Annotated in this window: 13 protein-coding genes, 1 pseudogene and 1 riboswitch; of the genes and pseudogenes, 11 read left to right on the forward strand and 3 right to left on the reverse strand. The window is 65.7% G+C overall.

Annotated features, from left to right (window positions below; all coding sequences use genetic code 11):
* Nucleotides 1-8: 8 nt before the first annotated feature.
* The 3 genes and pseudogenes from sucD to E9229_RS20045 all read left to right on the forward strand — a co-directional run bounded on the left by sucD (nucleotide 9) and on the right by E9229_RS20045 (nucleotide 1895).
* Nucleotides 9-911, forward strand: a complete 903-nt coding sequence (gene sucD / locus E9229_RS07935) for a succinate--CoA ligase subunit alpha (RefSeq protein ID WP_183510696.1) — start codon at nucleotides 9-11, stop codon at nucleotides 909-911.
* Nucleotides 912-1296: 385 nt separating this feature from the next.
* Nucleotides 1297-1449 (forward strand): annotated as a pseudogene (locus tag E9229_RS20040) (alpha-hydroxy-acid oxidizing protein); the annotation flags it as partial.
* An 80-nt stretch (nucleotides 1450-1529) separates the two neighbouring features.
* Nucleotides 1530-1895 (forward strand): alpha-hydroxy-acid oxidizing protein, encoded by a 366-nt coding sequence (locus E9229_RS20045; RefSeq protein ID WP_407671359.1) that lies wholly within the window; start codon nucleotides 1530-1532, stop codon nucleotides 1893-1895.
* On the opposite strand, the gene E9229_RS07950 is transcribed toward E9229_RS20045, so the two are convergent.
* Entirely contained in the window at nucleotides 1882-3090 is a 1209-nt protein-coding gene (locus E9229_RS07950) for a cytochrome P450 (RefSeq protein WP_183510697.1), read from the reverse strand. The genes E9229_RS20045 and E9229_RS07950 overlap by 14 nt on opposite strands.
* A 176-nt stretch (nucleotides 3091-3266) precedes the next feature.
* Here E9229_RS07950 and E9229_RS07955 point away from each other — a divergent pair, with 176 nt between their 5' ends.
* The 7 genes from E9229_RS07955 to E9229_RS07985 all read left to right on the forward strand — a co-directional run bounded on the left by E9229_RS07955 (nucleotide 3267) and on the right by E9229_RS07985 (nucleotide 10678).
* A complete protein-coding gene (locus tag E9229_RS07955; protein ID WP_183510698.1) occupies nucleotides 3267-4052 on the forward strand; it encodes an IclR family transcriptional regulator in 786 nt (261 codons plus the stop codon).
* Entirely contained in the window at nucleotides 4030-5706 is a 1677-nt protein-coding gene (locus E9229_RS07960) for an HAL/PAL/TAL family ammonia-lyase (RefSeq protein WP_183510699.1), read from the forward strand. Before E9229_RS07955 ends, E9229_RS07960 begins: the two co-directional genes overlap by 23 nt.
* Nucleotides 5707-5853: 147 nt before the next feature.
* On the forward strand, nucleotides 5854-6753 hold the full coding sequence (locus E9229_RS07965) for an ABC transporter substrate-binding protein (protein ID WP_183510700.1): 900 nt from the start codon (nucleotides 5854-5856) through the stop codon (nucleotides 6751-6753).
* 8 nt (nucleotides 6754-6761) lie between these two features.
* Nucleotides 6762-7709, forward strand: a complete 948-nt coding sequence (locus E9229_RS07970; RefSeq protein WP_221184406.1) for an amino acid ABC transporter permease — start codon at nucleotides 6762-6764, stop codon at nucleotides 7707-7709.
* Nucleotides 7706-8473 carry an amino acid ABC transporter ATP-binding protein gene (locus tag E9229_RS07975; RefSeq protein ID WP_281369485.1) on the forward strand — a complete coding sequence of 256 codons (768 nt, stop codon included), beginning with the start codon at nucleotides 7706-7708 and terminating at the stop codon, nucleotides 8471-8473. The genes E9229_RS07970 and E9229_RS07975 overlap by 4 nt, the downstream gene beginning before the upstream one ends.
* A gap of 154 nt (nucleotides 8474-8627) precedes the next feature.
* Nucleotides 8628-9674 (forward strand): aminotransferase class I/II-fold pyridoxal phosphate-dependent enzyme, encoded by a 1047-nt coding sequence (locus E9229_RS07980; RefSeq protein ID WP_221184407.1) that lies wholly within the window; start codon nucleotides 8628-8630, stop codon nucleotides 9672-9674.
* Nucleotides 9671-10678, forward strand: coding sequence for a PDR/VanB family oxidoreductase (locus E9229_RS07985; RefSeq protein ID WP_312855632.1), 1008 nt, complete (start codon nucleotides 9671-9673; stop codon nucleotides 10676-10678). Before E9229_RS07980 ends, E9229_RS07985 begins: the two co-directional genes overlap by 4 nt.
* 81 nt (nucleotides 10679-10759) lie before the next feature.
* Here the strand turns inward: E9229_RS07985 and E9229_RS07990 are convergent, their stop codons facing one another.
* Together E9229_RS07990 and E9229_RS07995 are read right to left on the reverse strand one after the other, a co-directional pair.
* Entirely contained in the window at nucleotides 10760-11080 is a 321-nt protein-coding gene (locus E9229_RS07990; RefSeq protein WP_183510702.1) for a hypothetical protein, read from the reverse strand.
* Between the two features lie 15 nt (nucleotides 11081-11095).
* Nucleotides 11096-11224: riboswitch (SAM riboswitch) on the reverse strand.
* A 118-nt stretch (nucleotides 11225-11342) separates the two neighbouring features.
* Nucleotides 11343-14696: a DEAD/DEAH box helicase gene (locus E9229_RS07995; protein ID WP_183510703.1), complete on the reverse strand. Its 3354-nt coding sequence runs from the start codon at nucleotides 14694-14696 to the stop codon at nucleotides 11343-11345.
* Nucleotides 14697-14863: 167 nt separating this feature from the next.
* Between E9229_RS07995 and E9229_RS08000 the strand changes: the two genes are divergently transcribed.
* Nucleotides 14864-16042, forward strand: coding sequence for an LOG family protein (locus E9229_RS08000; protein ID WP_183510704.1), 1179 nt, complete (start codon nucleotides 14864-14866; stop codon nucleotides 16040-16042).
* The last annotated feature ends 204 nt before the right edge of the window (nucleotides 16043-16246 follow it).

Consider the following 16246-nt stretch of genomic DNA (forward strand, 5'->3'; position numbering starts at 1 on the left):
TCGAACTCATGAGCATTTACGTAAACAAGGACTCCAAGGTCATCGTCCAGGGCATCACCGGCGGCGAAGGCACCAAGCACACCGCCCTGATGCTCAAGGCCGGCACCAACATCGTTGGTGGCGTCAACGCCCGCAAGGCCGGTACCACCGTCCTGCACGGCGACAAGGAGATCAAGGTCTTCGGCACGGTTGCAGAGTCCATCGCCGAAACCGGCGCCGACGTCTCGATCGTCTTCGTTCCGCCGGCATTCACCAAGGATGCAGTCGTTGAGGCCATCGAGGCCGGCATCGGCCTCGTCGTGGTCATCACCGAGGGTGTTCCGGTCCAGGACTCGGCCGAATTCTGGGCCCTGGCCCAGTCCAAGCTCGACGCCGACGGCAACCAGGTCACCCGCATCATCGGCCCGAACTGCCCCGGCATCATCACTCCGGGCGAGGCGCTGGTCGGCATCACGCCGAACAACATCACCTCCAAGGGCCCGATCGGCTTGGTCTCCAAATCCGGCACCCTGACCTACCAGATGATGTACGAACTGCGCGATCTGGGCTTCTCCTCCGCCATCGGCATCGGCGGCGACCCGGTCATCGGTACCACCCACATCGACGCCCTGGCTGCGTTCGAAGCGGATCCGGAAACCAAGGCCATCGTCATGATCGGTGAAATCGGCGGCGACGCCGAAGAGCGCGCAGCCGATTACATCAAGGCCCACGTCACCAAGCCGGTCGTTGGCTACGTGGCAGGCTTCACCGCACCGGAGGGCAAGACCATGGGCCACGCCGGCGCCATCGTCTCCGGCTCCGCTGGTACGGCACAGGCCAAGAAGGAAGCGCTCGAGGCCGCTGGCGTGAAGGTCGGCAAGACCCCGTCCGAGACCGCTACGCTCCTGCGTGAGGTCTTCGCAGCCCTCTAAGGACTCTGTCCAGGCTTAGCCTGCCGATGGCCGGTGACCCGCATTGCGGGTCACCGGCCATCGGTTCTTAACCGGGTGGCCAGGCACGCAATGCCGTTTCCCGGACTTTGGGAACGCGAAGGGCGCGCAGCCCTGAACTGGCCCGCGGTGCGAGACAATCGGAATGCTGCCCCCATTGCCCTGCGACGAACGCCGAAGCGCCCGCGGAACGTTCCCTGAAACACCTGCGCGAAAGCGCGCGGACTCATGAACTTCAAGTCGATGGACCGGGGCCCCAAGCGGGCCCGACTGGCCGGTGCACATGGCATCGGGGACCTGCGGGCCATCGCCCGGCGCCCTTATCCCGCCCCCGGCCTTCCGGTAGGGCGGGCGGGAGGGAGGATCCCTCGAGGAGGATGCCCTAGGCCGGAACCTTGCAGCATGCACCGGGCTGGAATTCGTGCCCGGGGTGCTGCGCGATATCTCGAGGGTTGATACCTCCGCCACCATTGCCGGCCGGGCCCGCGCGATTCCGGTCGGCCTAGCCCCACCGGGCTGATCCGGCTGATGCCTGCGGAGGGCGAAACCGCCGGCGGGCATGCCGCTGCCGGGGCCCGGATCCTGGCTTCGCTCTCCACCATGTGCGCCGTCGCCAGCGCGGACGTTGCCGCCGCATCAGCTGCCGGCCATCGGGGAAGCCGTGGGGCCCCGGGCACCGGTGATAGCGGACTCGGGCATCCTCGTGGCGGCGGCATCGTGCCAAACCTTGCCGCCGGAGCGGATTCCACGCTCACCGGTGGAGCCTACCTCTACGGGCTGATGGCCGCAGGTAGGGCGAGGGTAGCGCAGGCACTGGAGGTCCTGGAAATACAAATGCGCATCGTCATGGCGTTGCTGTGGGGGTTGACTCGGTGGCCGGCCACGGGAGCAGGAAAATGCAGCAGGGGCCGACTAGGGATCGGCCCCTGCTGCATGACTCGGTGTGGCCTCCCTATGCGGCGGTGACTGTCACGGGGATCGAGGACCAGCCGCGCAGGGTGGTGTGCAGGAACTGTTCGGGTTCGGCCGTCAACTCTATGGACTTCACCCGGCGGGCCAGCTCGGTGAGCAGCACGTCCATTTCCAGCCGGGAGAGCGGCTGGCCAACGCACTGGTGGATGCCCATGCCGAAGGCCAGGTGTCCACCGGCCTGCCGGGTGATGTCGTACTGGTCGGCCGTGGGGCCCCAGCGCTCGGCGTCCCGGTTTGCCGAACCGACGAACACGGCGACCTTTGTGTCGGCCGGCAGCTGCATCCCGCTGAGCACGGTGTCCTGGGACGTGGTGCGGTAGAAGGACTGGAAGGGGGACTCGAAGCGGAAGGCCTCGTCGATGGCGAACTTCACCAGTTTCGGGTTCTCGTGGACCTTGGCGTACTGCTCCGGGTGGTTGACCAGGGTCAGTAGCGTGGCTCCGAGGGAGAAGATGGTGGTGTCCAGTCCAGCCGAGAGCATGGCGCGCACCAGCAGGGCCGCCTGGTCGGGGCTGATGTCACCGTTGTCGGCGCTGTCCCAGATCTGGGCGCCGAGCGAGCCCGGGGTCAGGTTTTCGCGGGCCGTGTTGGCCATTGCCCAGTCGTTGGTCCCGGCGCCGGCTTCGAAGTGCTGGCGGGCCAGGTCGTTGTACGGGCCGAAGGTGGAGAAGTTCGCGGCACCCAGGGCGTGCAGGTGCTCGGCCCGGCCCTCGCGGGGGATGCCGACGGCGTCGCCGAATGCACGGATCGGGAAGACCTCGGCCATGTCCTTGATGAGATCGAAGGAGCCGCGTTCCAACAGCGAGTCGATTAGTTCGGTGGCGTAGGCCTCGAAGCCGGTCCGCAGCGAACGGACCCCGCGGGGGGAGATGACGCCGGCGATGGCCTGGCGCATGTCGGTGTGGATGGGCGGATCCGATTCCATGATGCCCTGTGCCCGCCAGCCCGGTTCGTGGTGCAGGTTCTTGGGGCCGGCTCCGGCTCCGGAGATGAACGTGCGGTAATCGTCGAGGACGGTCTTGCATTCCTCGAAGCGGGTGACGGCGTGCAGCCCGTGTTCCTGCATCATCACGACCGGACCGGCCTGGCGCATGGTCTCGAACAGCGGGTATGGATTGGCCAAATGCTCAGGCGAGTAGGGGTCTTCGCTAATGACCGGGACCGTTGAAGCTGCGATCGCTGATTCCATGGATGCCTCCCGAAAGTAATGGTGAATGAAAACAACCTAGCGATCTGCGGGACTGCAGGTTAATTTGATTCTCATTATGTGAGAATGGAAATTGTCCTCCGAGTGCGGACAGGGGAATATCTATCGAGTGCCACTGATGTGCGGTGAATCACACCGGAAGATGAAGGGAGTGGGGGATGTCATCGTCCTTTGAGCGCGGACTGAAAATCCTGGCGGAAATAGCGTCCAGCGGCGAAACAACAGTCGACGATGTGGCCCTGAAACTTGGCATTCCGGTTAGCACTGCCTACCGCTACTTCAAGGTCCTGCGCGATCAGGATTTCGTGGCCGAAGACGACGGGCGCTACCGTGCCGGAAGGACCTTGCTGAACATCTCCGGCCAGCCGGTGGCACAGTCCCTGCTGTCGGAGGTGGGGAACGCCGTTCTGCGTTCGATCGTGGACCGGGTCGGCGAGACCGCGGTGATGATCGTACGGGTCGGCGACCACGCCATGTGCCTGCGTCGCGAGGAACCCGACAAGGCATTGAAATACACCTTCGCCGTGAACGAGCTTCTACCCCTCTACGCCGGGGCCGGACAACGGATGCTTCTCGCCTGGGCGCCGCAGGAAGTCCTCCACCAGGTCCTCTCCGGGCCGATGGCCCGCTTCACCAATCACACGCTGACCCGCGAACAGATCTTGGCCAGCATCCCGCAGATCCGCGCTTCGGGGCTGGTCCTCTCCCGCGGGGAGCTGGAGGAGGGCGCGGTGTCCATCGCCGTCCCCGTCTTCAGCCGTGGCGAGGTGGTCTGTTCGCTGAACGTTGCCGGCCCGGAAAACCGCTGCGGATCCAAGCTCTGGATCGCCTCGACACTGAAGGTCATGCGCGCGGCGGCCAACAACCTCACAGACTCGCTGCAAAGCAGCACACCGAACAAATCAACTAGGGAGACCCTTGATGACTACAGCAGTATTGCCTGAGACCGCACCGGTGACCATCGGCGTGCACCGCGCGACGCTGGAAGACCTGATCCAGGTTGCCCGCCACCGCCGCCCGGTCCTCATCGACGACGCCGTCTTCGACGTCATGCGCCCGTCCCAGGACTGGCTTGAGGGCGTCGTGGACTCAATGGGCAAGGACAAGGAAACGCCCCCGATCTACTCGATCAACACCGGATTCGGTTCGTTGGCCGGACGACGGGCCTTCGCCGAACCGTCCGACGCCGCCGAGCTGTCCCGCCGCCTTGTGCTCTCCAACGCCTCCGGTGTCGGACGCTACGTGGACGAGGAAGTCGTCCGCGCGACGATGTTCATCCGCGTCGTCTCGCTGACCCAGGGCTATTCCGGCATCCGCCCGGAAATCGTCACCACGCTCGTCGAGATGCTCAACGCCGGTGTCTGCCCGGCCATTCCCGAATACGGTTCGCTCGGGGCCTCGGGCGACTTGATCCCGCTGGCCCACGTGGCCATCGTGATGTCCCGCTCGCACACCGGCGAGGACATCGAGCTGGACTCCGGCGAGGCAATGCTCGATGGCAAGGTCGTCTCCGGGATCAAGGCCATGGAAGCAGCGGGCATCGACCGCCTGCCGCTGGGCGCCAAGGACGGACTGGCGCTGCTCAACGGCACTTCCTTCTCCGCTGCGCAGGCTGCACTGGCCCTCTACGACGCGCAGAACCTGCTCGAAACGGCACAGATCACCGCCGCCATGAGCATCGAGGCGCTGATGGGCTTCGGCGACGCGTTCATCGACGAACTGCACCAGGCCCGCGGCCAGCGCGGTCAGATCGAGGTGGCAGCTCGCATCCGCGAGCTGCTCGCCGGGTCAACCCTGATCGATGGCAACGCCTCCACCGATCCGGTCCGCCAGCCCCCGCAGGACGCCTATTCGCTGCGCTGCGTCCCGCAGGTCTTCGGCCCGATCAAGGACACCCTGGCCTTTGCCGCGGGCATCCTGGAGAACGAGATCAACGCGGCGACTGACAATCCGCTGATCTTCCCCTCGCTGCCGGACACCCGTTCGCTCAAGGCCGTCTCGGGCGGAAACTTCCACGCCGAATACGTCGCCTTCGCGGCAGACTTCATCTCCATCGTGGTCACCGAGATCGGCTCGATCACCGAGCGTCGGCTCTTCCGCCTGGACGACGGCACGTTGAACCGCGGGCTGCCGGACATGTTGATCGACTCGGAGCAGACCGGAATGGACTGCGGCTACATGCTTCCGCAGTACCTGGCTGCCGCATTGGTATCGGACTGCAAGACCCTGGCTCACCCGGACTCGGTGGATTCCATCCCCACCTGCGCCAACCAGGAAGACCATGTCTCCATGGCGAACAACGCCGGACGGCACGCCCGGCAGATCGTGGCGAACATCGAATCGGTGGTCGGCATCGAACTGCTCATGGCGGCCCAGGCCCTCGAACTACGTCTGGGCCTTGAGGCCACGGCCGATGCCCGCCTGAGCCCGGCCGCCACGGCGGCGCTGGCCTTGGTTCGCGGCAGCAAGTCGGCAGATGGCCGTCCGATCGACCACATTAGCCAGGACGTCGTGCTCTACCCGCGGGTCCGCAAGGCATTGGACCTGGTTCATGAGGGCGCCGTTGTCGAGGCGGTAAACCAGGTGCTAGCCGGCTAACGGTGCACTGAATCCCACTACGCATCGTGGGCGTCCGGCCGCCACTGGCCGGACGCCCTAGAACACCACATCCCAACCCCCCGCCGCCGATGGTCGGGGATCAAGGCCCAGAAGTTCCGAGAACAGCACACATAGGGAGTACGAATCATGAAAAACACGAATCGCACCATCCGTTCCACCGCCCTGGGCGCCCTGGCCGTTGCCGCCATGATCAGCCTGAGCGCCTGCGGCGGAGCAGCCGATGCAGAGAAGCCGTCGGCTGCCGAAAATACGGCACCGCTGTTCAAGGAACTGCCGGAGAAGGTCCAGAAGGCCGGGACCATCAACGTGGCCAGCAACGTCGAATACCCGCCGTTCGAATCCTTCGACACGGACGGCACCACCATCGTGGGCATCGACCGGGAAATTGCCGACGAACTGGAGAAGCAGCTTGGCGTCACCATGAAGTTCGACAACATCGCCTTCGACGCGATCATCCCCGGTCTGTCCTCGGCCCGCTATGACATGGCCATGTCGGCGATGTCCGACACGGTCGAGCGCCAGAAGGTAGTGAACTTCCTCGATTACTTCTCCGCAGGCGGCGGCATCATGACCTCCACCGCGAATGCCTCGACCTACAAGACCCTCGATGACCTCTGCGGTACGCACGTGGGTATCGTGAAGGGCACCACCGAGGACGCCGATGCCGCTGCAGCCTCCAAGAAGTGTGAAGACGCGGGCAAGGAAAAGATCGAGGTCACGATCTTCGCCGGCCAGAACCAGGCCGTCTTGGCGCTGGAGTCCGACCGCGTCGATGCCTTCCTGGTGGACTCCACCTCCGGTTCGGTGGTTGCCGCCGGCTCCAAGGGCGCACTGGCCATGGGCGAGCGATACCAGGACCTGGCCTTCGGCATCGTCTTCCCCAAGGACCAGGAACAGCTGATGGGCGCCATCCAGAAGGGTCTGGAAGCCATCAAGGCCGACGGAAGCTACGAGAAAATCCTGACCAGCTACGACATGGCCGACCACGCGATGGACAGCTTCCCGGTTAACGGCGTCAAGGAATGAGCGCCGCCTTGCACCGAAACGAAGAACCTGAACTGCGTGTCATCCCGGCCCGGTACACGGGTCGCTGGGTAGCGGCAGTCGTCGTGGTGGGTCTCCTGGGGATGCTCATCTATGCGATGTTCACCAACGATCGATTCCACTGGGACGTGGTGGGAGAATACCTCTTTGCCCCTCCGGTCATTTCCGGTCTGGGCAGGACCCTGCTGCTGACGGCGATCTCGATGGTCATCGGCATCCTGCTGGGCATCGTGGTAGCCGTATGCCGGCTCTCCAGCAATCCGATCCTATCCACCGCCGCCTGGGGCTACTCCTGGTTCTTCCGCGGTACCCCGCTGATGGTGCAGCTGCTGTTCTGGTTCTTCCTCGCGGCGCTGGTACCCACCATTGGCCTCGGCGTACCCTTCGGTCCCGAACTGCTCTCGATCGATACCAACTCGGTGATCTCCCCGTTCACCGCAGCGCTGCTGGGGTTGGCACTGAACGAGGGCGCATACATGGGCGAGATCGTGCGCTCGGGCATCCGGGCCATCCCGCCGGGACAGACCGAGGCGGCCAAGGCCATTGGCATGTCGCGGCTGCAGACCATGCGCCGGGTCGTGCTTCCCCAGGCAATGCGCGTGATCATCCCGCCGACCGGCAACGAGACCATCGGCATGCTCAAGTACACCTCGTTGGTGATCGTGATCGGCTACTCCGAGCTGCTCACCAGCGTTTCGATCATCTACTCACGCAACTTCCAGACCATCCCGCTGCTGATTGTCGCCGCGATCTGGTATCTGGCAGTCACCGCCGTGCTGTCCGTCGCCCAGTACTTCGTCGAGGGTTACTTCGAACGCGGCTTCACCCCGACCAAGGGAAAGAAGCCGTCAGCCCCTGCCGCAGCCAATCAGGTGCCGGCCGTGGAGACGGAACCCACCGGCGCACGGAACGAAACCGAATTGGAGCCCACCAAATGAGCGAACCCATGCTGCGGGCACGCAATGTCCACAAGTCCTTCGGACATCTGGAAATCCTCAAGGGTATCTCGCTCGAGGTGCAGACCGGGCAGGTCGCCTGCCTGCTGGGGCCGTCGGGCTCCGGGAAGTCGACCTTCCTGCGCTGCATCAACCACCTGGAAAAGATCAATGACGGTGAGCTCTGGGTTCGCGGTGAACGCATCGGCTACCGACGGGCGGGCAACAAGCTGCACGAGCTGAAGGAAAACGAAACCGCGAAACAACGCGCCTCGGTGGGCATGGTGTTCCAGCAGTTCAACCTCTTCCCGCACCGCACGGCGCTGGAAAACGTCGTCGAGGGCCCCACCGTTGTGCAGCGGGTACCCCGGGCGCAGGCCATTCGCGAGGGCATGGAACTGCTGGACCGCGTTGGCCTGGCCGACAAGCATAAGCACTATCCGGCTCAGCTGTCCGGTGGGCAGCAGCAGCGCGTGGCCATTGCCCGCGCGCTGGCGCTCAAACCCAAGCTGATGCTCTTCGACGAGCCGACCAGTGCGCTGGACCCCGAGCTCGTGGGTGAGGTGCTGGAGGTGATGACCTCGCTGGCCGCCTCGGGCATGACCATGATCGTGGTGACCCATGAGATGGGCTTCGCCAAGGAAGTCGGAGACGTCGTACACTTCATGGCCGACGGGCAGCTGGTCGAATCCGGAACCCCGACCCAGGTGCTGGAGAATCCGCGCGAGGCACGGACCCAGGCCTTCCTCTCCAAGGTCCTGGCCTAGCCGCCATGGACACCACCCGGCAGACCAGCAACCAACGAAGGGAAGTAGACCAGTGAGCATGCATACCAGTACGGGTGCGGGCCCGGTGCCCCGCCCTGTCGTAGCCTCGCTCCCTCGGTATTCGCGGGCGGCTGGCTTGGGAGCGGTGCGCTGGGTGGGATCCTCCAACGAATCCTGCATTGCGCCCTCTCCCGCGGCAGTGGCGGCGATGGCCGATGCCGCAACCCACGCCAACCGCTACCCGGGCATCACCGGGGAGCGGTTGGCGCAGGCGATAGCCGGCACCCTGGGCCTGGATGCGGGTCAGGTCGTGGTGGGCGGTGGATCGCTGGCCCTGCTCGGCCACATCCTGAGCGCCTACGCGCCGCCGGGTTCCTCGGTCATCCACGCTTGGCGCAGCTATGAGGCGTATCCGATTCTGATCGCCCTGGCCGGTGCCGAATCGGTGCCGGTGGCACTGGATGGCGAGCACTACCACGACCTGGCGGCGATGGGGGAGGCCATTACCATCGGCACCCGCGTGGTGCTGGTGTGCAACCCTAACAACCCGACGGGCACAGTGCTTGAACCCGGGGAGATCGAGGCGTTCCTCGAGAAGGTCCCGGGTCACGTGCTGGTGGTGTTGGACGAGGCCTACCGGGAATTCAGCAGCCCGGAAGCCGAGTCGGGACGGCTGCTGGAACGCTACCCGAATCTGGTGATCCTGCGGACGTTTTCCAAGGCCTACGGACTGGCCGGGGCCCGCGCCGGGTACCTCCTTGCCGGACCCGGCGTCGCAGCGAACATCAGGGCCGTCGCGCCCCCGTTCGGTCTCAGCTCGCTGGCCGAGGCCGGAGCCCTTGCCGCTTGGGCGGATACGGAATACCTTGCCGAATCGGTGTCAGAGGTGGTCTCCGAGCGCGATTTCCTGCTGGCCGGGCTGCTGGCCCGGGGACTGCGCATCCCGCCCAGCGGTGGAAACTTCCTCTGGATTCCTGCCGGCGCCCGCTCCCTGGATCTCGAGAGCTCCTGCGTGGCGCACGGGGTCTCGGTCCGCGCCTTCCCGGGCTCCGGGGTGCGCGTGACCATCTCGGTGAGGGACGCCTCGAATGCTGTCCTGGCCGCCATCGATGCGCTTCGGCCACAGCTACCGGGCGGACAAGCGGAACTCAGTGCGGTTCCGGCCGCTAACCATGACCACAGCACAGGAGGTGCCTCGTGAGCACAACAATCGAAACAACAGTGGTTCCCGAACCACAGGTGGACCTGGGCATCGCCGATGACGGCTTCTTCGAGGTCGAAGTCGCCGAAATCCGCCCCGAAGCCGACGGCGTCCTCTCGCTGCACCTGGCCCACCCGGCCGGGAAGCCGCTGCCCGACTGGGCTCCGGGCTCCCATATCGACGTACTGCTGCCCAACGGGCTGCTGCGCCAGTACTCGCTGTGCTCCGAGGCCGGCGCCGGACGCTGGCGCCTGGGCGTCCTGCGCGAGGCGGCGGGCCGCGGCGGATCGGCCTACGTGCACGATGACCTGCGTCCCGGGGCGCGGATCAAGGTCCGCGAACCACGCAACAACTTCACCCTGAAACCGGCACCGGAGTACCTGTTCCTGGCCGGCGGCATCGGGATCACCCCGATCCTGCCGATGCTCGCCGCAGCGCAGGAATCGGGGATCCCGTGGCGCCTGGTCTACATGGGCCGCTCCCGGAGTTCGATGGCGTTCCTTTCCGAGCTGGAGCGGTTCGGGGACAAGGTGCAGGTGCATGCCGATGACGAGGCGGGCTTGTTCCCGCTGAAGGACCTGCTGCAGGCCCCGGATGCCGGCTTCCACACCTACGTGTGCGGCCCGGGCCCGCTGCTGGACTTCATTTCCTCGCTGACCAGCGCGTGGGACGACCAGAAGCGTTTCCACTTCGAGCGTTTCGTCGCCGATCCCGCCGCCACGGCACCGGCTGCCGGGGACCACGAGTTCACCGTCGAGACCACCGAGGGCATCGAGGTCCAGGTGCCGGTGGGCACCAGCATCCTGGACGCGCTGGCCGGCGCCGGGGTGCCGGTGCTGAACTCCTGCCGCGAGGGCATCTGCGGTACCTGTGAGACCACGGTGGTCTCCGGGGAGATCGACCACCGTGATTCGCTGCTCTCGGAGGAGGAACGCGAGGCAGGGGAGACCATGATGATCTGCGTGTCCCGGTGCAAGGGCCTGCGCATGATCCTGGACCTCTAGAGCCGGGTTCCGGTGACGGGCCGCCAGGTGGCGGGGCAATTGCTCCGCCACCTGGCGGCCTTTTCGTGTCTTCGGTGACGGTCAGCGGCCCAGCCGGAAGAAGGAGCTGCCGTTGCGCTGGTGGGCTCCGGGCACGAGGACCAGCCCGGCATCCGGGTTGAACTGCACCGCTGCGCCCGGAGCGCCCTCCAGCGCGGCGGCCAGGGCCTGGATGTCGGCGGCGGGCAGGATCCAATCCATGCCGGAGGTGCCCAGATGTACCGTGGCGGAATCCGGGCAAAGGCGCAGCCATGCTTCGATCCAGTCGCCGGGGAAGCGCTGGGCTCCCGGGATCGGGAGCCCAGGGGCGGCGGATAGTTGCGTGGTGGAGGCTGGGTATTGGCGGCTGGCTGTGCGGCCCATGGCGTATCCCGTTCGGGGTTGTCCTTGCCCGCCGGCGGCTGCCGCACGGGCCGCTTCGTCATCCGAACCACCCGGCAAACAACGTTCGGGTTGGTCCTTGGCGGGTCGGAGCCTTGCGTGGTTACGCAGCCAAGAGTCTTGAAGCTGGGTTCAACATTACGGGCAATCCGCGTGTCCGCAAAAACCGCGAGCCCCGGCGCCGACGCACAGTGTCATCGGAACCGGGGCGCGCCGCACGGGTGTTGCCCCGGCTGACGTGCGGTCAGTCGCGCAGCAGTTCGCGGATGTCCTCGGCGTTCAGGACGGTGCCGAAACCCTCGCCCTCGTCCATCACCGAGGAGATCAGCTGGCGCTTGGAATCCTGCAGGGCAACCACCTTCTCTTCAATGGTGTCCTTGGCGACCAGACGGTAGACCATCACGTTCCGCGTCTGCCCAATGCGGTGGGCGCGGTCCACTGCCTGCGATTCCGCAGCCGGGTTCCACCACGGGTCAAGCAGGAAGCAGTAATCAGCTTCGGTGAGGTTCAGCCCGAATCCGCCGGCCTTCAATGAGATCAGGAAGACCGGGGCCTTGCCAGACTTGAATTCGTCGATGACCTCGGCGCGTTTGCGCGTCGAACCGTCCAGGTAGGCGAATTCCACGCCGCCCTCGGTCAAGCGATCCGCCGCCTTCTTCAGGAACGAGGTGAACTGGCTGAAGATCAGCGCGCGGTGGCCCTCGGCCAGCACGTCCTCGAGCTGCTCGAAGAGCACGTCGAGCTTGGCGCTGGGGGTATTCGCGTATTCCTCGTCCACGAGGGAAGCGTCGAGCGAGAGCATACGCAACAACGTCAGCGACTGGAAGATCGTGAACCTGTTCTTATCCATGTCATCGACCAGCTGCAGGATCTTCTGGCGTTCGCGCTGCAGATGCGTGTCATAGATCCGCCGGTGCTTGGGCGAGAGCTCGACGTGCAGCACCTGTTCCTGCTTCGGCGGCAGGTCGGTGACCACCGCATCCTTGGTACGACGCAACATGAACGGACGGACCCGGCGTTTGAGCCGTCCCAGCGGCTCGGTGGATCCCTGCTTCTCGATGGGGCGCTGGTAGTTCTCGGCGAACTTCACCGCCGAGGGGAAGAGCCCGGGGGAGACGATGGCGAAGATCGACCACAGTTCCATCAAGTTGTTTTCCATCGGCGTACCGGTAATGGCCAGCTTGAAGCGGGTGTTCAGGTCGCGTGCCGCATGGTGCGCCTTGGTGGCCTTGTTTTTCACGAACTGGGCCTCGTCCAGGAACAGTCCGGCCCATTCGATGTCCTGGTAGGCGTCGGCATCCAGCCGGAACAGCGTGTAGCTGGTGATCAGCACATCGTGCCCGGCGGCAAGTTCCGCCAGCGAGCTGGCAGCCCGAGCCTCGGTATCGGTGACCGCGACGACCTTCAGCTCGGGGGCGAAGCGCTTGGCCTCGATGGCCCAGTTGGAGACGACGGACGTCGGCGCGACCACCAGGAAGGGGGCCGGACGCAGCGCATCCGCCGCGTACTTCACTGCCGGTTCGCCCGGAGCGGCGATTCCGCCGGTGGCCCACACCTCGCGGGCATGGAGCATCAGTGCGAGGGCCTGCAAGGTCTTGCCCAGGCCCATGTCGTCGGCGAGTACCCCGCCCAGCCCATTGGACCAGAGTGATGCCAGCCAGGCGAAGCCCTCGCGCTGGTAGGGTCGCAATTCGGCGTTCAGGCCGGTGGGGAGCCGCACGTTGCTGGCATCGGCCAGGTGAAGCAGCGAGCCGACCGCAGAATTCCAGGAGTCGGGACCCTCGGTGTGGGTCGCCAGAGCGTCGAGTTCCTCCCAGAAGGACGCCTGGTAACGGGTGATGCTCAGATCATGGTTCTTGTCCGACAGCGCGCCGGCCTCGCCGACCAACAGCCGCAGCTTGTCGAACAGCGGGTGGGCAAGGGAGAAATAGCTCTTGTCGGGCATGAGCAACTTGTCCTGGCCGCGTGAGAGCGCCCGCAGGATGTCGGCGAAGGGGATCCGGCGTTCGCCGATGGAGATGATCAGGCCCAGGTCGAACCAGTCGCGGCGGTCCGATTCCACCGTGGTGACGGTCAGTTCCGGAGTCTCGGTGAGTTCGAGGAATTCCGGGCGCTCGCCCTTCTCCTCGAGCCGGATGCCCGCTACCTCCGCGAGGGCAGGCAGCGTGTGGCGCACGAAATCGACGGTGTCCAGTCCGCGCAGGGTCCGCGGTGCAAGTACCCGGGATTCGAGGGCGGGGAAGCGACCCAGGATCTCCAGTGCGGCGCGTTCGAGCCGGGTTTCGGCCTGGACATCCCGGGCGTCGGCTTCCACGGAGTAACCGCCGTAGTCGAAGCCCCAGTCGAGGTCGACCGCGTCCTTTGCCGAGTACTTCACCTTGGCCACCAGCACCGGAGGCAGGATCCGGGGCAGCTGTACGGAGTCGTCGATGCTGCGCACGGCGAGCCGGCGGCCCAACCGCGGGTAGAGCTTCGTCATGAAGTCCGGGATATCGGATTCCGGGACCTGGACGGAGCTGGGACTGCGCAGCATTTCCAGTTCGGTGTCGCGCAAGCCCCCGGGGACCGGGGCTATGACAATCAGGTTCTGGTCGGGTGTCGAAGCGTAGACGCCGTGGTTGCCGATGGAACCCGCAGCGGAGTCGGGCCCCAGCGGGATGTCGATGTCGCCAAGCTGCATCCACGGGATCAATTCGATGCCGGCGTCCGTCTTTTCCGCGGCCAGGGCGACCGTTGCCTGGCTCAGGACCCTGACCTGTTGTTCGGAGCGGATCCCGATCAGCGAGATGCCGAGCTTCGTCGCTTCGTCCATCAGCGGCCAGAGCAGCAGTGAGGAGAACTCGTCGAGGTACAGCCAGTCGTTGTCTTCGCCGAAGTACAGCTGACCGGTGGCGCGGTAGAGCGGGACGAACTGGCAGAACCAGCGGTGCTGTTCCGCGTCCAGGTTCAGCCCGAAGGTCTTGAAGCTGATCGTGTTCCACTTCAGGTTCCCGCGCACCCAACGTTCGTTGCCCGAGCGGACCATGGGCCGCACGCCGAGGCGCCAGCGCCGCTTGGCCGCCTTCTGGTGCCCGACGCCGGAGCCCGGGGCCCACTGCCGGTGCGCGGCAACTGTCGTGTCCTGGAGATCGAATTGCAGGGCCATGTCCTGCAGCGGCAGCCTGTCCGTGGAACGCGGGGCGGATGTGGGCGCGGCCGTGGCCTTGGATGCGCGCAGCAGTTCGTTGAGGGATTCCTGCCAGGCCGGGGTGGCTGAGGCGGCGCTGTTCTTGAAGAACACGTCCTTGGCCCGAAGATGCAGCGTGTTGCAGTAAATGAGGAGGGCTGCGGCATGCTTGCAGTTCTCCGCCTCGGGGCAGTTGCAGGTGGTGGAATCGACCAGCCAGGCGCCGGCCTTGTCCTTGAGGGCCGCCTGCGTCCGGTAGGGTACCGCGGCTGACCCGACGACGAGCGCCGAAAGCGTCCTTTGCTCCGGGGCCCAGCTGAAGTCCTGGAGCTGATCGGCGCTGGCGTACCCCTTGCCGCGGGTAAAGGCAGCTCCTCCGACGGCGCGCAGGATTTCGCGTGCGTCGACCATCGGGTACTCGTTTTCGATCATCCTCCTATCGTTTCACGTTCCGGGCCCTACGGACGAACCAGCAGCACCCGTGTGCACGCTCCGTGACGCTCCCGCGCCCGGGGTGGGGCGCAGGGCCGATCCGCGGCGCATCGGATCGGGAAAAACCATCCACCGCGGGGCCATCGCACAGGTAGGCTGGGCGAACCATGAATGCGACACCGGCACTGCGTCCCATGCCGCGGCAGGTGGACATCGATTCCCTGGCCGCATTCGATGAACATGCCCGGATGGCACTGGACCGGCCCCCCGGCAAATACCACGCCTCGATGCGCGGATGGCACGTCCAATCGGTTGACCTGCGCCATCGGGCCGGGATGCTTGAACTCCTGGATCCGGCGGGCTCGGTCTTCCTGGGCTGCGAGCTGAAGCCGGCCAGCGCGCAGTTGCTGAGCCACGGCGGGGCGCTGATCTTTCCGGAGATTCCCGGGATCCCCTTCGACATGTACCGGCCCGAGCTCTACAGCGGGCCCGAACTATTCGCCGGCATCCCGACCAAGGGCTACGAGCAGACACCCGATGCGCGGATCTACGCCTGGAGCCACCACCGGCTCGGTGCCGGTGCCCATGATTCGCTGAATGCCGCACTGGCCACGACCCTGCACGACCATGCGATCGGAAGCGCCCTCGAATCGGCGCTGGAGTCAGGAGCCCTGTCGGAAAACCCCGTCGTGGGGCTGATGGGCGGACATGCGCAGGAGCGCGGGACGGCAGGGTTCAGGAATGCCGCCTTGTTGGGCCGGGCGCTCGCGCGGGCCGGCTTCACCGTCGCCACCGGCGGTGGCCCGGGTGCCATGGAAGCGGCCAACCTCGGCGCCTACTTGTCGGCACATCCCGATGCGGCACTGGACAGTGCGCTGGGCCAGTTGGCGGGTGCCCCGTCGTTCACGCCCTCGGTGACGGTCTGGGCCCGCCTCGCCATGGACGTGCTCGCGCGCTTTCCCGGGGGGGCGGTGAACCTGGGCATCCCGACCTGGTCCTACGGGCACGAGCCGCCGAACCTTTTTGCCACCCATATTGCCAAGTATTTCGCCAATGCGATCCGCGAGGCCGTGCTGCTGGAGAAGTGCACGGGAGGCATCGTGTTCATGCCCGGTGCCGCCGGCACGGTGCAGGAGGTTTTCCAGGACGCCTGTGAGAACTACTACGGCGTCCCGGGGACCATCACCCCGATGGTGCTGGTCGGCGTCGAGCATTGGACCCGGACGTTGCCGGCCTGGCCGTTGTTGCGTGCGCTGGCCGCCGGCCGGGGACTCGAGGCCCACATCCACCTGGTCGACGATGCCGCCGAGGCCGTTGCGGTGATATCCCGGGAGGCGGGCCGTTAGCCGAATTGAGCCGGATTTGTCAGCGGGGTGGGCCAGGGGCTGGCAGGCCCTGCTGCTGCCTGCTCCCGGTCGACCCTGGAAGCGGGCGTCGACCTTCCCGCACGCCGATAATCCGTTGTAAATATGTCAGTACAAACCTTTGACAGGACAAAGTTTTTGAGGCAGAGTACTTGTTGTGGCTTGACTCACAGGCCATCTACCTCC

Source organism: Paeniglutamicibacter cryotolerans (genome assembly GCF_014190875.1).
Lineage (GTDB): Bacteria > Actinomycetota > Actinomycetes > Actinomycetales > Micrococcaceae > Paeniglutamicibacter > Paeniglutamicibacter cryotolerans.